This is a genomic window from Nocardia sp. NPDC046763 (genome assembly GCF_040645495.1).
GTDB lineage: Bacteria > Actinomycetota > Actinomycetes > Mycobacteriales > Mycobacteriaceae > Nocardia.
This window is the reverse complement of record NZ_JBEYYI010000038.1, coordinates 1-17774: the sequence shown is the minus strand read 5'-3', so window position 1 is coordinate 17774 and position 17774 is coordinate 1. Positions and strand designations below refer to the sequence as shown.

The window sequence follows — 17774 nt, the reverse complement described above, 5'->3', positions numbered from 1 at the left end:
CTGGACCGGCGGAGCGAAGCGGGGGAGCGGAGGAGGGAAGGCCGAGGTTCCGGCTCCATAGACCTGCGCCTAGGCCGCGAACCGCCCGGAGCGAAGCGAAGGGCAAAATATCACAGCCCGAGGTATTCCTTCAGCTCGTACGGCGTCACCTGGGCGCGGTAGCCCGCCCACTCGCGGCGCTTGTTGCGCAAGAAGAAGTCGAAGACGTGCTCGCCCAGCGTCTCGGCGACCAGCTCGGACTTCTCCATGGCCTTGAGCGCCTCGTCCAGCGACGCCGGCAGTTCACGGAAGCCCATGGCGCGACGCTCGGCGCTGGTCAGCGACCACACGTCGTCCTCGGCCTCCGGCGGCAGCGTGTAGCCCTTCTCGATGCCGCGCAGGCCCGCGGCCAGCAGCACCGCGAACGCCAGGTACGGGTTGCAGGCGCTGTCAGGGCTGCGGATCTCGACCCGGCGCGAGGCCGACTTGTTCGGCGTGTACATCGGAACCCGCACCAGCGCAGAGCGATTCGACCGGCCCCAGGAGGCGGCCGTCGGCGCCTCGCCGCCGTGGATCAGGCGCTTGTAGGAGTTCACCCACTGGTTGGTGACCGCGGAGATCTCGTGCGCATGCTCGAGAATGCCCGCGATGAACGCACGCGCGGTCTCCGACAGGTTGTCCGGGTCGTCCGGATCGGCGAAGGCGTTCTGCTCACCCTCGAACAGCGACATGTGGGTGTGCATGGCCGAACCGGGGTGGTCGGCGAACGGCTTGGGCATGAAGCTGGCCCGCACGCCCTCGTCGATGGCCACTTCCTTGATCAGGTAGCGGAAGGTCATGACGTTGTCGGCCATGGACAGCGCGTCCGCGTAGCGCAGGTCGATCTCCTGCTGGCCCGGCGCGCCCTCGTGGTGGCTGAATTCCACGGAGATGCCCATGGATTCCAGCGAGTCGATGGCGTGACGGCGGAAGTTCGGGGCCTCGTCGTGCACGGCCTGGTCGAAGAAGCCGCCATTGTCGGCCGGAACCGGCATCGAACCGTCGTGCGGGCCCGGCTTCAGCAGAAAGAACTCGATCTCGGGGTGCACGTAGCAGCTGAAGCCCAGGTCACCGGCCTTGTTCAGCTGGCGGCGCAGCACGTGCCGGGGATCGGCCCAGGACGGCGAACCATCCGGCATGGCGATATCGCAGAACATGCGCGCCGAGTGCTGGTGCCCCTTCGACGTGGACCACGGCAGCACCTGGAAGGTGGACGGATCCGGCTTGGCCACCATGTCCGCCTCGGAGACCCGGGCAAACCCCTCGATGGCCGAACCGTCGAATCCGATGCCTTCCTCGAAAGCGCCCTCCAGCTCGGCGGGCGCGATCGCGACAGACTTGAGATAACCCAGGACATCGGTGAACCACAGTCGCACGAATCGGATATCCCGTTCTTCGAGCGTCCGGAGCACGAATTCCTTCTGACGGTCCATGACCGCGAGCGTAGGGTCCTGGAGTTAAATCCGTGTTACATGAACGTCAGGAGGCGCGGCGAGTCGTGCCCACTCAACACGTGAGGCCCGCCGCAGGCTCTTTCAGATCAACGAGATACGAAATCACCGGGTCGTCGACGCACTGAACTCCGGAGAGCGACACGGTGTGTCGGGTGCCCTTGTAGGTGATCAGCGACGCGCTGAGCTGCTGCGCCAGATCGACGCCGGCCTGGTACGGGGTGGCCGGGTCCTCGGTCGTGGAGATCACCACGGTCTTCGGCAGTCCCTGGATCGAAAGCTTGTGGGGCGCGCTCGTATTCGGGACGGGCCAGATGGCGCACAGTTCCAGCGGCGCGGCATTGCCGCCGTGGCCGTCGTCGAGGAAGGGGGCGACGCGTCGATAGTCGGCGTCCTGCTTGGCAGCGACGGACCGGTCGGTAATGGCCGGGTCGTCGACACAGCGAATGGCATTGAACGCGTCGGAACTGTTGTCGTAGGTGCCGTCGTCGTGGCGGCCGTCGTACATGTCGGCGAGGGCGAGCAGCGTGTCACCGCTGCCCTGGGCCAGTTCACGCAGGCCCTTGGTGAGCGCGGGCCACAGGCGGTTGGAGTAGAGAGTCTGCTGCACACCGGTAATGGCGTCGCCGTAGTGCAGGCCGCGCGGGTCCTGGGTGGGAACCGGCTTGTCCCACAGCGGATCCACCAGCGCGCGGAACTTCTTGGTGGCCTGCCCCGGGTCATCGCCGAGCGGGCAGTTGGTCTTCTCCTTGGCCGCGCAGTCCGCGGTGTAGGCGTCGAAGGCCTTCTGGAAGCTGGCTGCCTGCGCCACCGACTCCTTGACCGGATCCTGCTCGGGATCCAGCGCGCCGTCGAGCACCAGCGCGCGCACGTGGTCGGGGAACTTCTCGGCGTAGGCGTAACCGAGGCGGGTGCCATAGGAGTAGCCCAGGTAGGTCAGCTTCTGATCGCCCAGCGCTCCGCGGATCACGTCCATGTCCTGCACGACTTCCCGGGTGCCGACGTGGGCCAGGAAGTCCTTGCCGGTGCGATCGACGCACTTGTTGGCGAAGTCCTTGTTCTCGGCCTCCGCGGCCGCGATACCCGCGGGCGAGTTGTCCTTGTTGGGCTCGGCGCGCTGGGCGTCGTCCTCGGCCGCGGTCATGCACCTGATGGCGGGCTGCGACGCGCCGATGCCACGCGGATCGAAGCCGATCCGGTCGAACCGTTCGGCCAGCTGGGTGCTGTCACCGAGGGTGACCATGTTCAATCCGGTCACGCCGGGACCGCCCGGGTTGAGCAGCAGCGAGCCGATCTTGTTGCCGGTGGCCCGGACTCGCGAGATCGCGATCTTGGCGGTCGCCCCATTGGGATTGGCGTAGTCGACCGGCACCGTCACCCGCGTGCACTCGGCGTTCTTGGGCATCTCGTCTTCGCTGTAATCGGCACAGCTGCCCCAGGTCAGAGTCTGGTTGTAGAAGGAATCCATCCCCACCGGTGTGCTCGAGGTGGGCTTGCCGTTCACCACGCTGGTGCACGCAGCCGCGGTCATCGCCAACGCCGTCACCAGGAGCACGACCCGGCCGGTTCGCATCAACGCCATCCCACGATCGTGCCATCCCGCCGAAATCACCCTCGCACCCCTCGTCCGGTCCATATATCTCTCCGTTTACATTGCGGCCGCCACCGCTGTGTACATCGCGCCCGCCACCGCTGTGCGAAACGCCACGCATGGCACGGATTCGGCAACGGTAGAGGTTCGGAGCCGAGACCACCGAGTACGTGGGCGTTCACACGGTAAGTCCCCAGCCCGCTCTCAGAAACGGCATGCTTAATGGGAAGTGACCTGGGGGCTCTACCTATGAGGGATGTCATGACCGTGCAACCACATTCGCCGAATCGGTCCGCCGCGGCCGGTTCCGGTTCATTGCGTTCACGCACCATCCGCGCCGCGGCCGCCGCGGCAGTGGCACTGGCCGCCACCCTGGGCCTGGTGGCCTGCGGCCCCTCTACGCTACCGGGGAATCCGATCGTGCAGTCGCCGGGCGGCGTCACCCGGAGCCAGCCGATCGACTTCACCACACCCCCGGCCGATCTGGACTCCGCCGTGCAGGGCGTGGTGCCGGGCATCGTTGACGTGAACACCGAGTTCGGGCTGCAGAACGGTGAGGGCGCCGGCACCGGCATCGTGCTCAGTTCGGACGGCTACGTGCTCACCAACAACCATGTGGTCGAGGGCGCGACCAAGATCTCGGTCACCGATCTGGGCAATGGCCGGACCTACGGCGCCACCGTGGTCGGCTTCGACCGCAGTGAGGACATGGCGGTCATCAAACTGACCGGTGCGTCCGGTTTGCAGACCGCGCCGCTCGGCGATTCGGACAAGGTGGCGGTCGGCGACGCGGTGGCCGGGGTCGGCAATGCGGGTGGACGCGGCACGCCCACCGCGGCCGCAGGCAAGGTGACCTCCCTCAACCGGGCCATCACCGCCAGCGACGACTCCACCGGCACCTCGGAGCAGCTGACCGGGCTCATCCAGGTCGCCGCCAATATCGAGCCCGGGGATTCGGGCGGGCCGCTGGTCGACGCGGCCGGACAGGTCATCGGCATGGACACCGCCGCCTCCAAGGGCTTCCGCTTCAGCATCGGCGGCGGTGAGGGCTTCGCCATCCCGATCAACAAGGCGCTGTCGGTGGCCAAGCAGATCCAGGCCGGCCAGGCCTCGGATCGCGTGCACATCGGCGACACCGCGTTCATCGGCGTCTCGGTCAGCTCGGTCACCGGCGGCGCGGAGATCCGGGGCGTGGTCCAGGGCGGCCCGGCGGACCAGCTCGGTCTCGAGGCCCGCGACATCATCACCGGCGTCGACGACCACGCGGTCACCTCGGCCAACGACCTCACCTCGACCATGGATCAGCACCACCCGGGTGACACCGTCACGCTGAAGTGGACCGACCAGACCGGCCAGTCCCAGTCGGCCCAAGTCCAATTGGGCAAGGGCCCGATCGGCTAGCCAGTAGCGGGGAAGAGAGGCGAGGGTGCACCCCTCGCCTCTCTTCTGCGCGCGGTGTGAGGAATTGCATCCCTGGCGGGAGCGGCCGGAATGGCAGACTGACATTCGTCAGAACAACCCGGGGACCCGGTCATGGGCCTCGAGGAACGACGAAAGGGACGATGATGTCCGTATCCGATGCGGAAACCCCTGTGTACGGGTCTGCGGCACCGAAAACTCCCAAGCGCGGGGAGGCGGAGCGCCGGCGGAAGACGCGAGTGCAGCACCTGCAGCAGATGAAGCAGGCCGGTGAGCGCTGGTCCATGCTCACCGCGTACGACTACTCCACCGCCCGGCTCTTCGAAGAGGCCGAGATTCCGGTCCTGCTGGTCGGCGATTCGGCCGCCAATGTGGTGTACGGCTACGACACCACGGTCGCGATCACCGTCGACGAGCTCATCCCGCTGGTGCGCGGCGTGGTGCGCGGTGCGCCGCACGCACTGGTGGTGGCGGATCTGCCGTTCGGCAGCTACGAGTCCTCCCCCGAACAGGCCCTCGCCACGGCCGTCCGCTTCATGAAGGAGGGCGGCGCGCACGCGGTGAAGCTGGAGGGCGGCGAGCGGGTGGCCGACACCATCCACAAGCTGACCGCCGCCGGCATTCCGGTGATGGCGCACATCGGGTTCACCCCGCAGAGCGTCAACACCCTGGGCGGGTTCCGGGTACAGGGTCGCGGCGACGGGGCCGAGCAGCTCATCGCCGACGCCATTGCCGTGCAGGAGGCCGGGGCCTTCTCGGTGGTCATGGAGATGGTGCCCGCCGAGCTGGCCGGGCAGGTCACCCGCAAGCTGACCATTCCGACCGTCGGCATCGGCGCCGGCGCGGAATGCGATGCGCAGGTGCTGGTATGGCAGGACATGGTCGGCTACACCGGCGGCAAGACCGCCAAGTTCGTCAAGCAGTTCGCGGATGTGGGCGGTCAATTGCGCACCGCCGCAGCCACTTACGCCGATGAGGTGCGGCGCGGCGTGTTCCCGGGTCCGGAGCACAGCTACTGAGCCGCCCGGCCGCGCGGTGATCGAGGACGCCCCCGCGAGGATCGCGGGGGCGTTTTATTCATAGCAATTGGCTATCGACATCTATTCGCTGCCGATCATCTCGGTCCACAGCGAACTTTTGGTGGCAGACTCGGAAGCCAACGAGCTGGATCGACCAAAGGGAAGTTCATGGATCGTGGAACGAGTCGCTGGATTCGGCGGGCGCCGCTACTGGTTGCGGCGGTGGCCGCCGTCGCATTGACCGCGGCCTGCGGGGGTAACTCCTCAACGGGATCGACGCAGCCGCAGGGCTCCTCCTCGCCGCTCTCCTCGACGCCGGGCAAGCCGACCACCACGGGCGGACCGACCACGTCGGCGGGCAGCGGCTCGGGGGTGGCCGTCTCCGACGCGGCGGCCAAGCAGCTGTGCGACCTGATTCGACCGCAGCTGTCGGACTGGCGGGTGCAGACGCCGACCATGGACAAGATCTCGCTGAACGCGACCGTGATCCAGTGGGCGACCCAGAACGGCTTCCTGCTGCAGTTGCCGAGCAATCGGGGCCTGGTCGACCAGGTCACCACCAAGGCCTGTCCGGATGTGCGCGATCAGGCCCTCTCCGCGATCGAGATCCCGGACCTGGCCTCGGGCCTGGCGGCCGGCTGATGCGCACCCTGTACCCGCCGATCGAGCCCTACGAGCAGGGCATGCTGGACGTCGGTGACGGTCAGCGGCTCTACTACGAGGTCAGCGGGAATCCGGACGGCAAGCCGGCGGTCTTCCTGCACGGCGGCCCCGGCGGCGGCACGTCGCCGTATCACCGGCAGTTCTTCGATCCCGAGGCGTACCGCATCATCCTGGTCGATCAGCGGGGTTGCGGCCGGTCCACGCCGCACATCGCGGACGGGGCGAGCCTCGAGCACAACACCACCTGGCATCTGGTCGCCGATATCGAAAGGCTGCGAACGCATCTCGGTGTCGAGCAGTGGCTGGTGTTCGGCGGATCCTGGGGTTCGACGCTGGCCCTGAGCTACGCCCAGGCCCATCCGGACCGGGTCACCGAACTGGTGCTGCGCGGGATATTCCTGTTGCGGCGCAAGGAAATCGATTGGTACTACAATGGCTCCGCGGGGTACGTGTACCCCGATGAGTGGGAGAAGTTCCTGGCGCCGGTGCCGGAAGCCGAACGCGGGCAGGATCTGATCGAGGTCTACCACCGCCTGCTGCACTCCCCCGATGCCGCCCTTGCCACCGACGCGGCCGTCGCGTGGTCCACCTGGGAGGGTGCCACGAGTTCCCTGCTGCCCCAACCGGATCGGGTCGCCGAAAGCGCCGATCCGCGCTTCGCGCTGGCCTTCGCGCGCATCGAGAACCACTACTTCGTCAATCACGGCTTCCTCGACGAAGGGCAACTGCTGCGCGACATCGGGCGCATCGCCCACATTCCGGGCGTCATCGTGCAGGGCCGCCACGACGTGGTGTGCCCGGCCACCAGCGCCTGGGATCTCCACCGGGCCTGGCCCGGTTCGGAATTACACCTGGTGCCCGACGCCGGCCACGCCGCTCTCGAACCCGGCATCACCCACCATCTGGTGGAGGCCACGGACAAATACAGGATGTAGATGAGTACCACAGCCGGTCCCGCATTGATCGACGCCGTAGCCGCCGATGTGGACCGGCTGTGTACCGCCGAACCCGATGTGCGCCAGGACCTTCCGGATTCGGTGCACAAGATGCGGGTGGCCACCCGGCGACTGCGCAGCGTCCTCAAGTCCTACCGCCGGGTGCTGCGCCGCAAGCCGGTCGGTGAGATCACCGACGAATTGCGATGGCTGGCCGGACTGCTCGGGGTGGCGCGGGACGCCGAGGTGCGGGCCGACCGGTTCGCCGCGCTGCTCGGCGACACCGGGGTGCCGTTCGACGAGCAGACCGTGCCGCTGGGTGAGAATTCCGCTCCGCGAAGGGATTTCGGCCAGCGACTGGTCGACGAAGAGCGCCGGTTCTACGCCGGGGCGCACCGGGCGGTGGTAGAGGCCTTCGACAGCCGCCGCTACCGCAGCCTGGTGAAGCGCCTGCACGGGCTGATCGCCGACCCGCCGCTGCGCGCCTCGCACGCCGACGAGCCGGCCGAACCGGTCTTCGCCGGCGTGCTGCGCCACGACTTCCGGGAACTGCGCCGCCTGGTGCGCACCGAGCCCGGCCTGTCCGGGGAGGCACGCGTCGAGCATCTGCACAATATTCGTAAGGCCGCCAAGCGATTACGATACTCGGCCGAGGCCGCCACCGAGGTGCTCGGCAAGCCCGCCGAGGAGCTCGGCAGGAAGGCCAAACGCCTGCAGGGTGTGCTCGGCGATCACCGGGACGCCGTGGAGGCCCTGCAGACGTTGCGCACCTACTCCTCCGAGGCCGGCGAGTCCGGCTATCAGCGGCTCTGCGATGCCGAGGAGGCGGCGGCCACCAAGGCGCTCGAGGAATACCCGGACGCGATCGAGTTCCTGCGCGACCAGCCCCTCGGTTGACCAGCGCCCGGCAGGCCGGTTGATGCGAATGCTCGCCGGGTCACCGTGGCCCGGTGATTCACCATTCGGCGAGCGAACCGTCCCTGCGGTGCCAGATCGGATTGCGCCAGCGGTGGCCGGTTTCGGCGGCGCGGGCCACGGCACGGTCGTCGATGCGGATGCCGAGGCCGGGTTCGCGCAACAGGCCGACATGGCCGTCGCGGTAGTCGAAAACCGTTGGGTCGATCAGATAGTCGAGCAGATCGGAGCCCGTGTTGTAGTGGATGCCCAGACTCTGCTCCTGGATGAGCAGATTCGGGGTGGCGAAGCCGACCTGCAGGCAGGCGGCGAGGGCGATCGGACCGAGCGGGCAGTGCGGGGCCAGGGTGACATCGCGGGCCTCAGCCAGCGCGGCGATGCGCCGGACCTCGGAGATGCCGCCCGCGTGGGACAGGTCCGGCTGCACCACGGCCACACCGCGATCCAGCACCGGGAGGAAGTCCCACCGCGAATACAGCCGCTCGCCGGTCGCGATGGGAATGCTTGTGCCGCTCGTGATCTCGCAGAGGCGGTCACCGGCCTCCGGCACCAGCGGTTCCTCGACGAAGAACGGCAGGTACGGCTCGAGCAGAGGCAACACGCGCCGTGCCATGGCGACGGACAGGCGCCCGTGGAAGTCGACGGCGATATCGAAGTCGTCGCCGGTCGCCTCCCGCACGGCGGCCACCCGGTCGACGATGTCCAGGGTCGCGCGGGGCGTATCGATCGGCTCCAGTTCGGCCGATGCGTTCATCTTGATCGCGGTGAAGCCCTGGGCCTTTCGCTCCAGCGCGGTGGCCGCGACAGCGTCGGGGCGGTCGCCGCCGATCCAGCTGTAGACGCGGATCCGGTCGCGCACCGCACCGCCGAGCAACTGCCACACCGGTACGCCGAGCGCCTTCCCGGTGATGTCCCACAGGGCCTGGTCGATGCCCGCGACCGCGCTCGACAGGATGGGTCCGCCGCGGTAGAAGCCACCCTTGGTGAGCGTCTGCCAATGTGCCTCGATGCTCATCGGGTCCTTGCCGACGAGGTAGTCGGAGAGTTCTTCGACGGCGGCGGCCACGGTGTGCGCGCGGCCCTCGATCACGGGCTCGCCCCAGCCGGTGATGCCTTCGTCGGTGTCGATGCGCAGGAAGCACCAGCGCGGCGCGACCAGGTAGGTGGTGAGTGCGGTGATCTTCACCGGGATTCCTTTCGCACGCTCCAGCCACCGTCGACGACCAGGTTCGCGCCGGTGATGAAGGAGGCGTCGTCGGAGGCGAGGAAGGCGACCGCGGCCGCCACCTCCTCCGGCGCGCCCAGCCGGTCCAGAACCGTTGCCCGAGCAGATAATTCCCGCCCTTCCGCATCCACGTCGTCCCACACGGGCGTCAGGATGGGCCCGGGCAGCACGGCGTTCACCCGCACCCGGTCCCGCCCGTACTCGACCGCCAGCTGCCGCACCAGGGCGGTCAGCCCGCCTTTGGCCGCGGCATAGACCGGATACCCTGGCAGCCCGAACTGGGCATGCACGCTGGACACCGCGACCACATTGCCGCGCCGGGCACGCAGATCATCGATGAACGCCCGCACGCCCAGGAACAGCGGCGTCAGATTGACCGCGAGCCCGTCATCCCACTGCCGCCTGCTCAGCTCGTGCGCGGGAACGATCGCCTGCCGAGAAGCATTGCTGCACAGGAAATCCAAGGGCCCGAACCGATCGTTCACCCGCGCCCGCAGCGCGTCCCACGACTCCTCGACCGTGACATCGCACCACTGGAATTCGGCCTGCGCCCCCATCGCCCGAATCTTCTCCGCCACCTCACGCCCACCGACCTGATCGATATCCGCGACGACCACCGCCGCCCCCTCGGCCGCCAGCCGCCGCGCCGTGGCCGCCCCGATCCCGGAGGCCGCCCCGGTGACGACCGCGACCCGGTCCGCCAGACGACACATGCTCTTCCCCTTCGTCCTCATCGCTGAACATCGGCTCCATCGAGTAGCCCGAGCTCGTCCCGATAGGGCAGCCCCGCCCAATCCCCCGGTACCGAGACCGCGAACGCACCGCAGAGGGACGCCAATCGCAAACGCTCCGAGACGGATCCGCCGTCCAGCAGCCCGGCGAGGTATCCGGCGACGAACGCGTCCCCGGCGCCGATGGGATCGACCGCGGTCACCGGCACCGCCTCCTCCCGCAGCAGGACCCCGTCGGCCCAGGCCACCGCGCCTTCGGCGCCGAGCTTGAGCACCACCTCCGAAGGACCCGGGGCCGCAAGCGATTCGGCCACCGACACCAGGGGTTCCGAGCCCCCGGTCCGCAGGAGCATGGCCGCCTCGTCCGCGCCTGCGAAGAGGATGTCGACGCGCGAGGTCAGCTTGGTGAGTTCGGCGGCGGCCCGGCCGGGCGACCACAGTGCGCGGCGATAGTTGACGTCCAGAGATATCGGGACACCCGCATCGGCCGCGATGCCTACCGCCAGATCCACTGCGGCACGGGCCGAATCACTGAGGGCGGGAGTGATGCCCGTGATGTGCAGGACACCCGCGGCGGCGATCTGGGCGGTGTCGATCTCGTTCACCGACAGGCGGGAACCCGCCAGGCCGCGCCGGTAGTAGGTGACCCGGGTCCGGTCGGCGGTGCGGCGCTCGCGCAGCATCAGCCCGCTGGGCAGCTCCGGATCGATGCGGCAGCGCGAGACGTCCACCCGTTCGGCCCGCAACCGTTCCAGGATCATGCGCCCCACGGCGTCCGCGCCCAGAATGCCGGTCCACGCGCTCTCGTGCCCCAGCCGTCGCACGCCGACGGCGACGGTGGCCTCCGCCCCGGCGAAATCCATTCGCATGGCCGCGCCGGGGGCCAGCGGACCGGGGTCGGTCGCCGCCACCACACCGAGCGCCTCCCCGAGCGTTACCAGTCCGCCCCTCATGACAGCTGGTCCCGAACGACGAGCGCGCGCTCGCGCAGCGCGTCGAGATCGCCACCGGCACAAGCGTCCCCGATGAGCGGCGATCCGATCCCCAGTACCGCGGCCCCCGCATCCAGATACGCGCGAGCCTCGCCGAGCCCGATCCCACCGGTGGGCACCAGCGGAATATCGGGCAGCGGCGCACGAACAGCCTTGATGTACCCCGGCCCGCCCACCATGGCCGGAAAGACCTTGACCATGCTGCTCCCCGCCGTCCACGCCCGATGAATCTCGGTGGGCGTGAACGCACCCGAGACCACCGGCACACCGAGCCGGCGGCCCTCCACGATCACCTCGTCGATCACCGCCGGAGTGATCAGATACGCGGCACCCGCCTCGACCGCGAGCGCCGCATCCTTCGCGGTGAGCACGGTGCCCACTCCGATCGGATGCGCGAACCCCGCGCATTCACCGACAGCCTCCAACGCCCCGGCGGATGTCAGCGTGAATTCCACCGCGGTGATACCGGATTCGTGCAGCACCGCGGTCACCTCAGCGAACCTGTCGGCGGTCGGTGCACGCAGAATCGCGATGACCGGAATCTCCGGCCGCAGCGGGTCGACGGATGTCGGATCCGCCCCTGCGCCGGCGGGCTTCCAATGCGCGCGCGGTGTCTCATCGGCCATCGACGGAAACCAGCCTCTCGTCTGCGAACGGCGTCGACGGCAGGCCGATTGCTCCGGGGACGCAGGCAAACAGCCGGCCCGCGTGGGGTTCTCGTGCGGCTCGGTCCTCGGCCGCGGTGGTTATCACCAGAACATCCAGGTCGGGTCCGGCGAAGGCGCAGCTCGAGACCTGGGAGGGGCCGACTTCGACCGTGGTGTGGAGGTTGCCGGAGTGGTCGAAGGCGCGGACCTGGCCCGCACCCCAGACGGCGATCCAGACATTGCCGTCGGCGTCCACGGTCAGGCCGTCCGGTTCGCCGTCGGGGAAGTGCGCGAATGGCCTCCCCTCGCCGAGAGTTCCGGTGTCGAGGTCGTAGTCGAAGACGTCGACGCGGTGGGTGGGGCTGTCCGCGTAGTAGAGGGTGCGGCCGTCGGGGCTCCAGCCGAGGCCGTTGGAGATGGTCACGCCGGTGCGGAGGGTGGTCAGCGTGCCGTCGGGGTCGAGGCGGTACAGCTCGGCGCTGCCGATCCCGTCGTCGGATTCGGCCATGGTGCCCGCGAGCAGCCGGCCGCGTGGGTCGACCTTCGCGTCGTTCAGGCGGCGGCGTACCCCGTCGTCCGGCAGTGGCACGGTGACGACCGGACGCTCGGCGGCACCGGCGCCGTCGATGCGGAAGATGGTGTCTCCCACCGTCGCCAGCAGCCCTCCGGAGGTGCACGGCAGCACCGCGCTGACCGGCGGGTCGAGGCTGATCGGCGCGCGGACAACGAGATCGGGGGTGTCGGCGGCGAGGGTGGCGCGGTGGATGCGGCCGCCGCGGATATCCACCCACAGCAGTTCCTCGGTGCGCGGGTCCCAGACGGGTCCTTCGCACAGTCGGCCGGGCGGAGGTGCGCAGACGTGTGCTCCGAGAGTTCTCATGGTGAGCTCCGGCCCGCTATGTCGGCAGTCCGACGGCGCGTTCGCCGCTGCGGCGCTGTTGGATCACCACGGCTGCGACCAGCAGCGCGCCCTGGGCGACGTTCTGCCAGAACGTATTGACGCCCACCACGTTCAGGCCGTTGTCGAGCGCGCCGAGCAGGATGACCGCGAGCAGCGTGCCGCCGACCGTGCCCTTGCCGCCCTTGAGTGCGCAGCCGCCCAGCGCCGCCGCCGTGATCGCCTTGAGTTCGAGGCCCTCGCTACCGGAGACCGGCTGGCCGGATCCGGTACGGGCGGTCAGGATGATGCCTGCGATGGCCGCGACCACGCCAGCCAGCATGTACACCGCGATGAGGTACTTGTTGATATTGATGCCGGAAAGTCGTGCGGCCGTGTCATTTCCGCCGATGGCATAGATATTGCGCCCGATGTCGGTGTACTTCAGCAGCACGTGCACGCCCAGCGCGACCAGGCCGAGGACGATCACCGGCACCGGCAGCCCGAGGATCTTGCCGCGCGCCAGGAAGATGAACACATCGTTGTCGAGGACGAAGCCCTGCGCCTTGCCGCCCGAAATCAGCTGGGCCAGACCCTTGTACGCGGCCAGCGTGGCCAGGGTCGCGATGACGGGATTGACCCGGCCGTAGACGATGATGATGCCGTTCGCCAGACCCAGCACCAGTCCGACACCGATCGCGGCCAGGATCCCGGCGAAGGCGTTGCTCCCTGCCGAGGTGAAGGCCATGGCGCTGATGACCGAGGCGACACCCGCCTGCGAGCCGACCGAGATGTCCAGGGCTCCGCAGATGATCACCACGGTCTGCACGACGGCGAGCAGGCCGAAAACCGTGACCGCGTCACCGATTCCGGCGATATTGCGCGGATCCAGGTAACCGTCGTTGAGCCAGGCGAAGATCGCCACGACCACGACCAGCGCGCCGATCAGGCTGAGATTGCCGGTGCCGATGAACCGGACCACCCGGCGCGGGGTGAGTGCGGTCAAACCGCCGAGGTAGCGGGCGAACGGCGGCGGTGGGGCGGAAACCGCGGCCTCCGTGTTCATGTCGATTCGTTGGTCGGTCATGATTTCCTAAGATCGCTGCGCGGTCAGGTCGTCGGCCATGGCCAGGGCGAGGATGGCCTCCTCACTGGCGTCGGCGCGGTCCAGTTCGCCGGTGACGCGGCCCTGCTGCATGACCACGATGCGGTCGGCGAGGCCGAGGACTTCGGGGAGTTCCGAGGAGATCACCAGCACCGCCACCCCGGACTCGGCCAATTCCTCGATGACGTGGTAGATCTCGATCTTCGCGCCGACGTCGACGCCGCGCGTGGGCTCGTCCAGGATGAGCACGCTGGGTTTACGAGCCAGCCAGCGCGCCAGCACCACCTTCTGCTGATTGCCGCCGGAGAGTTTGCGCACCTCCTGCTCGATCGAGGGCGTCCGCACCCGCAGCGACTCGACGTATCGCAGGGCCAGTTGGCGTTCCGCGCCGCGGCGCACGAAGCGCCAGCGGCGCAGGCGATCCAGCATGGCGAGCGAAATATTGTCGCGCACACCGCGATGCAGCAGCAGTGCCTGCGCCTTGCGTTCCTCGGGCGCGTAACCCATGCCGGCCCTGACCGCGTCGCGCGGCTGGCGCAGGCGCACCCGGGTGCCATCGATCCGCACCTCCCCGGACCGGATCGGCAGGTCCCCGGCCAGCGCGCCTGCCAGCTCGGAGCGACCCGCGCCGACCAGCCCGGCCAGCGCCACCACCTCACCCGCGCGCACCCGCAGGCTCACGTCGCGCACATCGTCGGTGGTCACGTGGTCCACCTCGAGCAGCACCCGCCCGAGTTCGGAATGCTTGCGCGCGAACACCGTCGACAGATCGCGGCCGACCATGATCCGCACGATCTCCTGATCGTCGGTGTCGGCGGTGTCGCGGACGCCGACCAGCGCGCCGTCCCGCAGTACGGCGACCCGGTCGGCCAGCTGGAAGATCTCCCGCATCCGGTGCGATACGTAGATCACCGCGAGGCCGCGGTCGCGCAGGCGGCCGATCAGCGCGAACAGCGATTCGGTCTCGTGATCCGACAGCGAGGACGTCGGTTCGTCGAAGGCGATGACCTTGGCGTCGGTGGTCAACGCCCGCATGATCTCCACCAATTGCCTTTGCGCCGCAGTCAGTTTCGAGCCGACGGTGTCCGGATGCAGGTCCCGGTCGAAGCCGAGGCGGGCGAGATCGGAGCGCATGCGGGCCCGCAGTGCCGCGCGATCCAGCAGCCGGCCCGCGCGGCGCGGCAGTGCACCGAGGTAGACGTTCTCGGCGACCGAGACGTGCGGCACGATCTCCGGTTCCTGGCCGATCACCCGGATGCCCGCCGTGCGCGCCGCCGCAGGACTCGCCAATTCCAGTGCCACACCGTCGAGTTCGAGGGTGCCGCCGTCGGGACGATGGTCACCGCCGAGGATCTTGATGAGCGTGGATTTCCCCGCGCCGTTCTCCCCCATCAACGCGGTCACCATTCCGGCGGGGAAGTCCAGGCTCACCTCGCGCAACGCGGGCACGCCCGCGAAACCTTTGGTGAGCCCGGAGACCCGCAGTCCCGTCAACTGCACGTGACCCCCGCCTGCTGCCAGTTGGTGGCGTCCACCATCCTGGTCGGAGCGAAGGCCTCGGCGGGCATGGCCTTTCCGTTCCTCAGGTAGTCGTACATGGTCTGCACGGCCAGCGCGCCGACGTCCTTGCCATTGATGAACAGAGCCGCCTTGAAACCGGTGGGCTTGCCGCCGCGCCATTCCTTGCAGGCCAGATACGCGCCCAGGCCGACGCCGAGCACATTGTCGGCGGAGTAGCCCGCGTTCTGGATGGCCGCGACACCGCCGCTGACGTTCTCGTCATTGCAGCCCATGACGATCCAGTTCTTGACCGAGCGGTTGCCCGCGACGGTGGCGGAGATCTTGTTCTGGGCGTCCGACGGGGTGTTGTCGGTGCCGACCTCGATCACCTTGACGTCCGCGCCCGAAGCGTCCTTGAAGGCCTTCTGATTCGCCTTCACCCGATCGGTACAGACCGTCACATCCTGCTTCCAGGCGTCGACGATGGCGGTGTCCTCCGCCTTCCAGCCCGCCTTCTTGAAGTCCTCGCCCGCGCGGGTGCCGACCTCGGTTCCCATTTGCGTGCCACTGAATCCGACGCGCGGCACCAGATTGTCCTTGTTGCAGGAGGCCGGATCAGGGCCATTGGTGCAGACCTGGTCGTCGGAGGTGAGCAGGGCGACCCCACCCGCCTTGGTCAGCTGCGCGACCTGCGGGCCGACCGAGGGATCCGGGACGACCACGATGACGCCATTGGCCTTCTGGTTCACCGCGTTCTGCACCTCGGTGACCGCCTTGTTGGCGTCATTGCCGAGGTTCACCACCTTCAGGTCGACGCCGAGTTCCTTGGCCTTGGCCTTCGCGCCGTCGGCCTCACCGATGAAGTACTCCTGGTCGCCTTGCTTCTGGGCGTAGACGAGGTTGATCGTGCCCGAAGTGTGCTGCGGGCCTGTGTCGTTCGAGCCGGAATCCTTGCCCGACGAGCAGGCGGTCGCGGCCAGGGCCAGAGCGGCTCCGCAGACCAGCGCGCTGGTCCATCGGCGTCGGTGGGTCCAGGACATGAGCACTCCTAGGTGATCTGCCACACAGTAGGCATCGGTAGTGATGCCGGTTACAGTAGGACTTCGGATAACTGTTGTAAATACTGTTGGCAGAAGTAGTCTCGGGAAGAGCCCGGGTATCTTCGCGGGCAGCAGCGAAAGGAGCGGGCGAGGCCGTGTACCAGTTGACCGCGCGGGATATCAGGCGCCGCAACAGGTTCTGCGTACTGCAGGCGGTGTACGCCGCGGCGGGGCACACCAGCCGGCAGGAGATCGCTCGCGCCACCGGGCTGTCGTTCGCGACGATCGGCAATATGATCGCCGAACTGCTCGAGGTGGGGGTGCTCGCCGAACTCGGCTACGAGGCGGCGGGAATCGGAAGGCCGCGCGCCCAGCTCGCCATCAATCCCGACCGCGGCAGGCTGATCGGCGTCGATATCGCCGAAACCAGCATCCACGTTGACGTTTTCGACCTCGCGATGTCGGTGCTGCGGTCGAGCGAGATCCCCGTCGATTCCGCCGCGACCACGCCGGACGACATCGTCGAGCTCATCGTGCAGGGCATCGACGAGGTCATCGCCGGCGATGCCGGCAAGGTGCTCGGCATCGGCCTGAGCGTGCCCGGACTGGTCGAACCCGAGACCGGGAAGTCGGTGTTCTCACCGTACTGGCACTGGCACGACGTCCCGCTCAAAACCCTGCTCGAGCAGCGGCTACCGTATCCCCTGTACCTGGACAACCCGCTGAAAGCCAGTACCGCAGCGCAACTCTGGTTCGGCGCCGGCCGCGATGTCGACGACCTCATCGTCGTAACCCTCCGCGCGGGCGTCGGCATCGGCGTCGTCATCGACGGCATGCTCTACCGCGGCGTCACCAACAGCGCCGGCGAATGGGGCCACACCAACCTGGTCCTCGACGGCCGGTCCTGCACCTGCGGCCGCAACGGCTGCGTCGAAGCCTATGTGAGCGCCCCCGGAATCGCCGCGACCCTCCGCGAAATCGATTCCACGAGTGACCTTCTCGCCGTCGACGACGCCACCACCGTCGCGGCCGTCGCCACAGCCGCCGCCCGCGGCGACGAAACCGCCCACGCCGTAATCGAAAAGACCGGCCACTACCTGGGCGTAGCCATAGCCAACCTGGTCAACCTCTTCAACCCCCGCCGCATGGTCTTCGGCGACCTGGTCGCCCGCCAGCTCGGCACCCCACTGCTGGAAGCAACCCGCCGCGCTGCCGCCCACCACGCCATGTCCGACCCCTTCACGGCCGTGACCCTCGAACTGGACACCCTCCCCCACAATCCTTCCAGCCTCGGCGCGGCAACCTTCGCCCTGGAGGGATTCCTGGCCGACCGAGAAACGTTCACCTCCATAGCCACCCGCCGAGCCCGCCGAACCGACACCCCGCCCCTGACCACGGCCTGACCACGGCCGCACCCCGCCGTTGGTTACCGTCTCATGCCTCAGGTCGAGGAATGGTCAGAGATGGTCGATCTCGGTGAGATCGATGTCGATCTCGAACGGCACGGTCAGCTGAAGCCGATCGTGATGAATTCCGGTGAGCGCGTACATATTAGCCTCGATCCACCGATCCGGTTTCGGGTTGGTCTGTGTGTCGAAGGCGCGCATGCCAGCGGGTTTCGGGCGCGAGGTAGCCGCTGGTCTGCC

Annotated in this window: 17 protein-coding genes; 6 read left to right on the top strand and 11 right to left on the bottom strand. The window is 68.3% G+C overall.

What is annotated here, in order from left to right:
• Positions 1-110 precede the first annotated feature (110 nt).
• Together glnA and ABZ909_RS38955 are read right to left on the bottom strand one after the other, a co-directional pair.
• Positions 111-1451: a type I glutamate--ammonia ligase gene (gene glnA / locus ABZ909_RS38960; RefSeq protein WP_357010596.1), complete on the bottom strand. Its 1341-nt coding sequence runs from the start codon at positions 1449-1451 to the stop codon at positions 111-113.
• Positions 1452-1524: 73 nt separating this feature from the next.
• Complete coding sequence (locus ABZ909_RS38955) at positions 1525-3000, bottom strand: alpha/beta hydrolase (RefSeq protein WP_357010693.1); 1476 nt, start codon at positions 2998-3000, stop codon at positions 1525-1527.
• 321 nt (positions 3001-3321) lie between these two features.
• On the opposite strand from ABZ909_RS38955, the gene ABZ909_RS38950 reads away from it, so the two are divergent.
• The 5 genes from ABZ909_RS38950 to ABZ909_RS38930 all read left to right on the top strand — a co-directional run bounded on the left by ABZ909_RS38950 (position 3322) and on the right by ABZ909_RS38930 (position 7993).
• The gene (locus ABZ909_RS38950; RefSeq protein ID WP_357010593.1) at positions 3322-4461 is read left to right on the top strand and encodes a trypsin-like peptidase domain-containing protein; all 1140 of its coding nucleotides are present in this window, start codon (positions 3322-3324) and stop codon (positions 4459-4461) included.
• Between the two features lie 164 nt (positions 4462-4625).
• Positions 4626-5498, top strand: a complete 873-nt coding sequence (panB, locus tag ABZ909_RS38945; RefSeq protein ID WP_357010590.1) for a 3-methyl-2-oxobutanoate hydroxymethyltransferase — start codon at positions 4626-4628, stop codon at positions 5496-5498.
• A 168-nt stretch (positions 5499-5666) separates the two neighbouring features.
• Complete coding sequence (locus tag ABZ909_RS38940) at positions 5667-6140, top strand: hypothetical protein (protein WP_357010587.1); 474 nt, start codon at positions 5667-5669, stop codon at positions 6138-6140.
• Positions 6140-7096, top strand: coding sequence for a prolyl aminopeptidase (pip, locus tag ABZ909_RS38935; protein ID WP_357010584.1), 957 nt, complete (start codon positions 6140-6142; stop codon positions 7094-7096). Before ABZ909_RS38940 ends, pip begins: the two co-directional genes overlap by 1 nt.
• The gene (locus ABZ909_RS38930) at positions 7097-7993 is read left to right on the top strand and encodes a CHAD domain-containing protein (RefSeq protein WP_357010581.1); all 897 of its coding nucleotides are present in this window, start codon (positions 7097-7099) and stop codon (positions 7991-7993) included.
• A 58-nt stretch (positions 7994-8051) separates the two neighbouring features.
• On the opposite strand, the gene dgoD is transcribed toward ABZ909_RS38930, so the two are convergent.
• Genes dgoD through ABZ909_RS38890 form a run of 8 tightly spaced genes read right to left on the bottom strand, consistent with a single transcriptional unit; the run spans position 8052 to position 16128 of the window.
• Positions 8052-9197 (bottom strand): galactonate dehydratase, encoded by a 1146-nt coding sequence (dgoD, locus tag ABZ909_RS38925; RefSeq protein ID WP_357010578.1) that lies wholly within the window; start codon positions 9195-9197, stop codon positions 8052-8054.
• On the bottom strand, positions 9194-9949 hold the full coding sequence (locus ABZ909_RS38920; RefSeq protein ID WP_357010575.1) for an SDR family oxidoreductase: 756 nt from the start codon (positions 9947-9949) through the stop codon (positions 9194-9196). Before ABZ909_RS38920 ends, dgoD begins: the two co-directional genes overlap by 4 nt.
• Positions 9950-9966: 17 nt before the next feature.
• Positions 9967-10920, bottom strand: coding sequence for a sugar kinase (locus ABZ909_RS38915; protein WP_357010572.1), 954 nt, complete (start codon positions 10918-10920; stop codon positions 9967-9969).
• Positions 10917-11585 (bottom strand): bifunctional 4-hydroxy-2-oxoglutarate aldolase/2-dehydro-3-deoxy-phosphogluconate aldolase, encoded by a 669-nt coding sequence (locus tag ABZ909_RS38910; protein WP_357010569.1) that lies wholly within the window; start codon positions 11583-11585, stop codon positions 10917-10919. The genes ABZ909_RS38915 and ABZ909_RS38910 overlap by 4 nt, the downstream gene beginning before the upstream one ends.
• Entirely contained in the window at positions 11575-12486 is a 912-nt protein-coding gene (locus ABZ909_RS38905) for an SMP-30/gluconolactonase/LRE family protein (RefSeq protein WP_357010567.1), read from the bottom strand. Before ABZ909_RS38905 ends, ABZ909_RS38910 begins: the two co-directional genes overlap by 11 nt.
• A 16-nt stretch (positions 12487-12502) precedes the next feature.
• Entirely contained in the window at positions 12503-13570 is a 1068-nt protein-coding gene (locus tag ABZ909_RS38900) for an ABC transporter permease (protein ID WP_357010565.1), read from the bottom strand.
• 6 nt (positions 13571-13576) lie between these two features.
• Positions 13577-15088 (bottom strand): sugar ABC transporter ATP-binding protein, encoded by a 1512-nt coding sequence (locus ABZ909_RS38895; RefSeq protein WP_357010562.1) that lies wholly within the window; start codon positions 15086-15088, stop codon positions 13577-13579.
• A complete protein-coding gene (locus ABZ909_RS38890; protein ID WP_357010559.1) occupies positions 15079-16128 on the bottom strand; it encodes a substrate-binding domain-containing protein in 1050 nt (349 codons plus the stop codon). The genes ABZ909_RS38895 and ABZ909_RS38890 overlap by 10 nt, the downstream gene beginning before the upstream one ends.
• A gap of 155 nt (positions 16129-16283) precedes the next feature.
• On the opposite strand from ABZ909_RS38890, the gene ABZ909_RS38885 reads away from it, so the two are divergent.
• Positions 16284-17531 (top strand): ROK family protein, encoded by a 1248-nt coding sequence (locus ABZ909_RS38885; RefSeq protein ID WP_357010556.1) that lies wholly within the window; start codon positions 16284-16286, stop codon positions 17529-17531.
• A gap of 54 nt (positions 17532-17585) precedes the next feature.
• Here the strand turns inward: ABZ909_RS38885 and ABZ909_RS38880 are convergent.
• Positions 17586-17774, bottom strand: a 189-nt coding sequence (locus ABZ909_RS38880; protein WP_357010553.1) for a hypothetical protein, incomplete at its 5' end; no start/stop codon positions are given.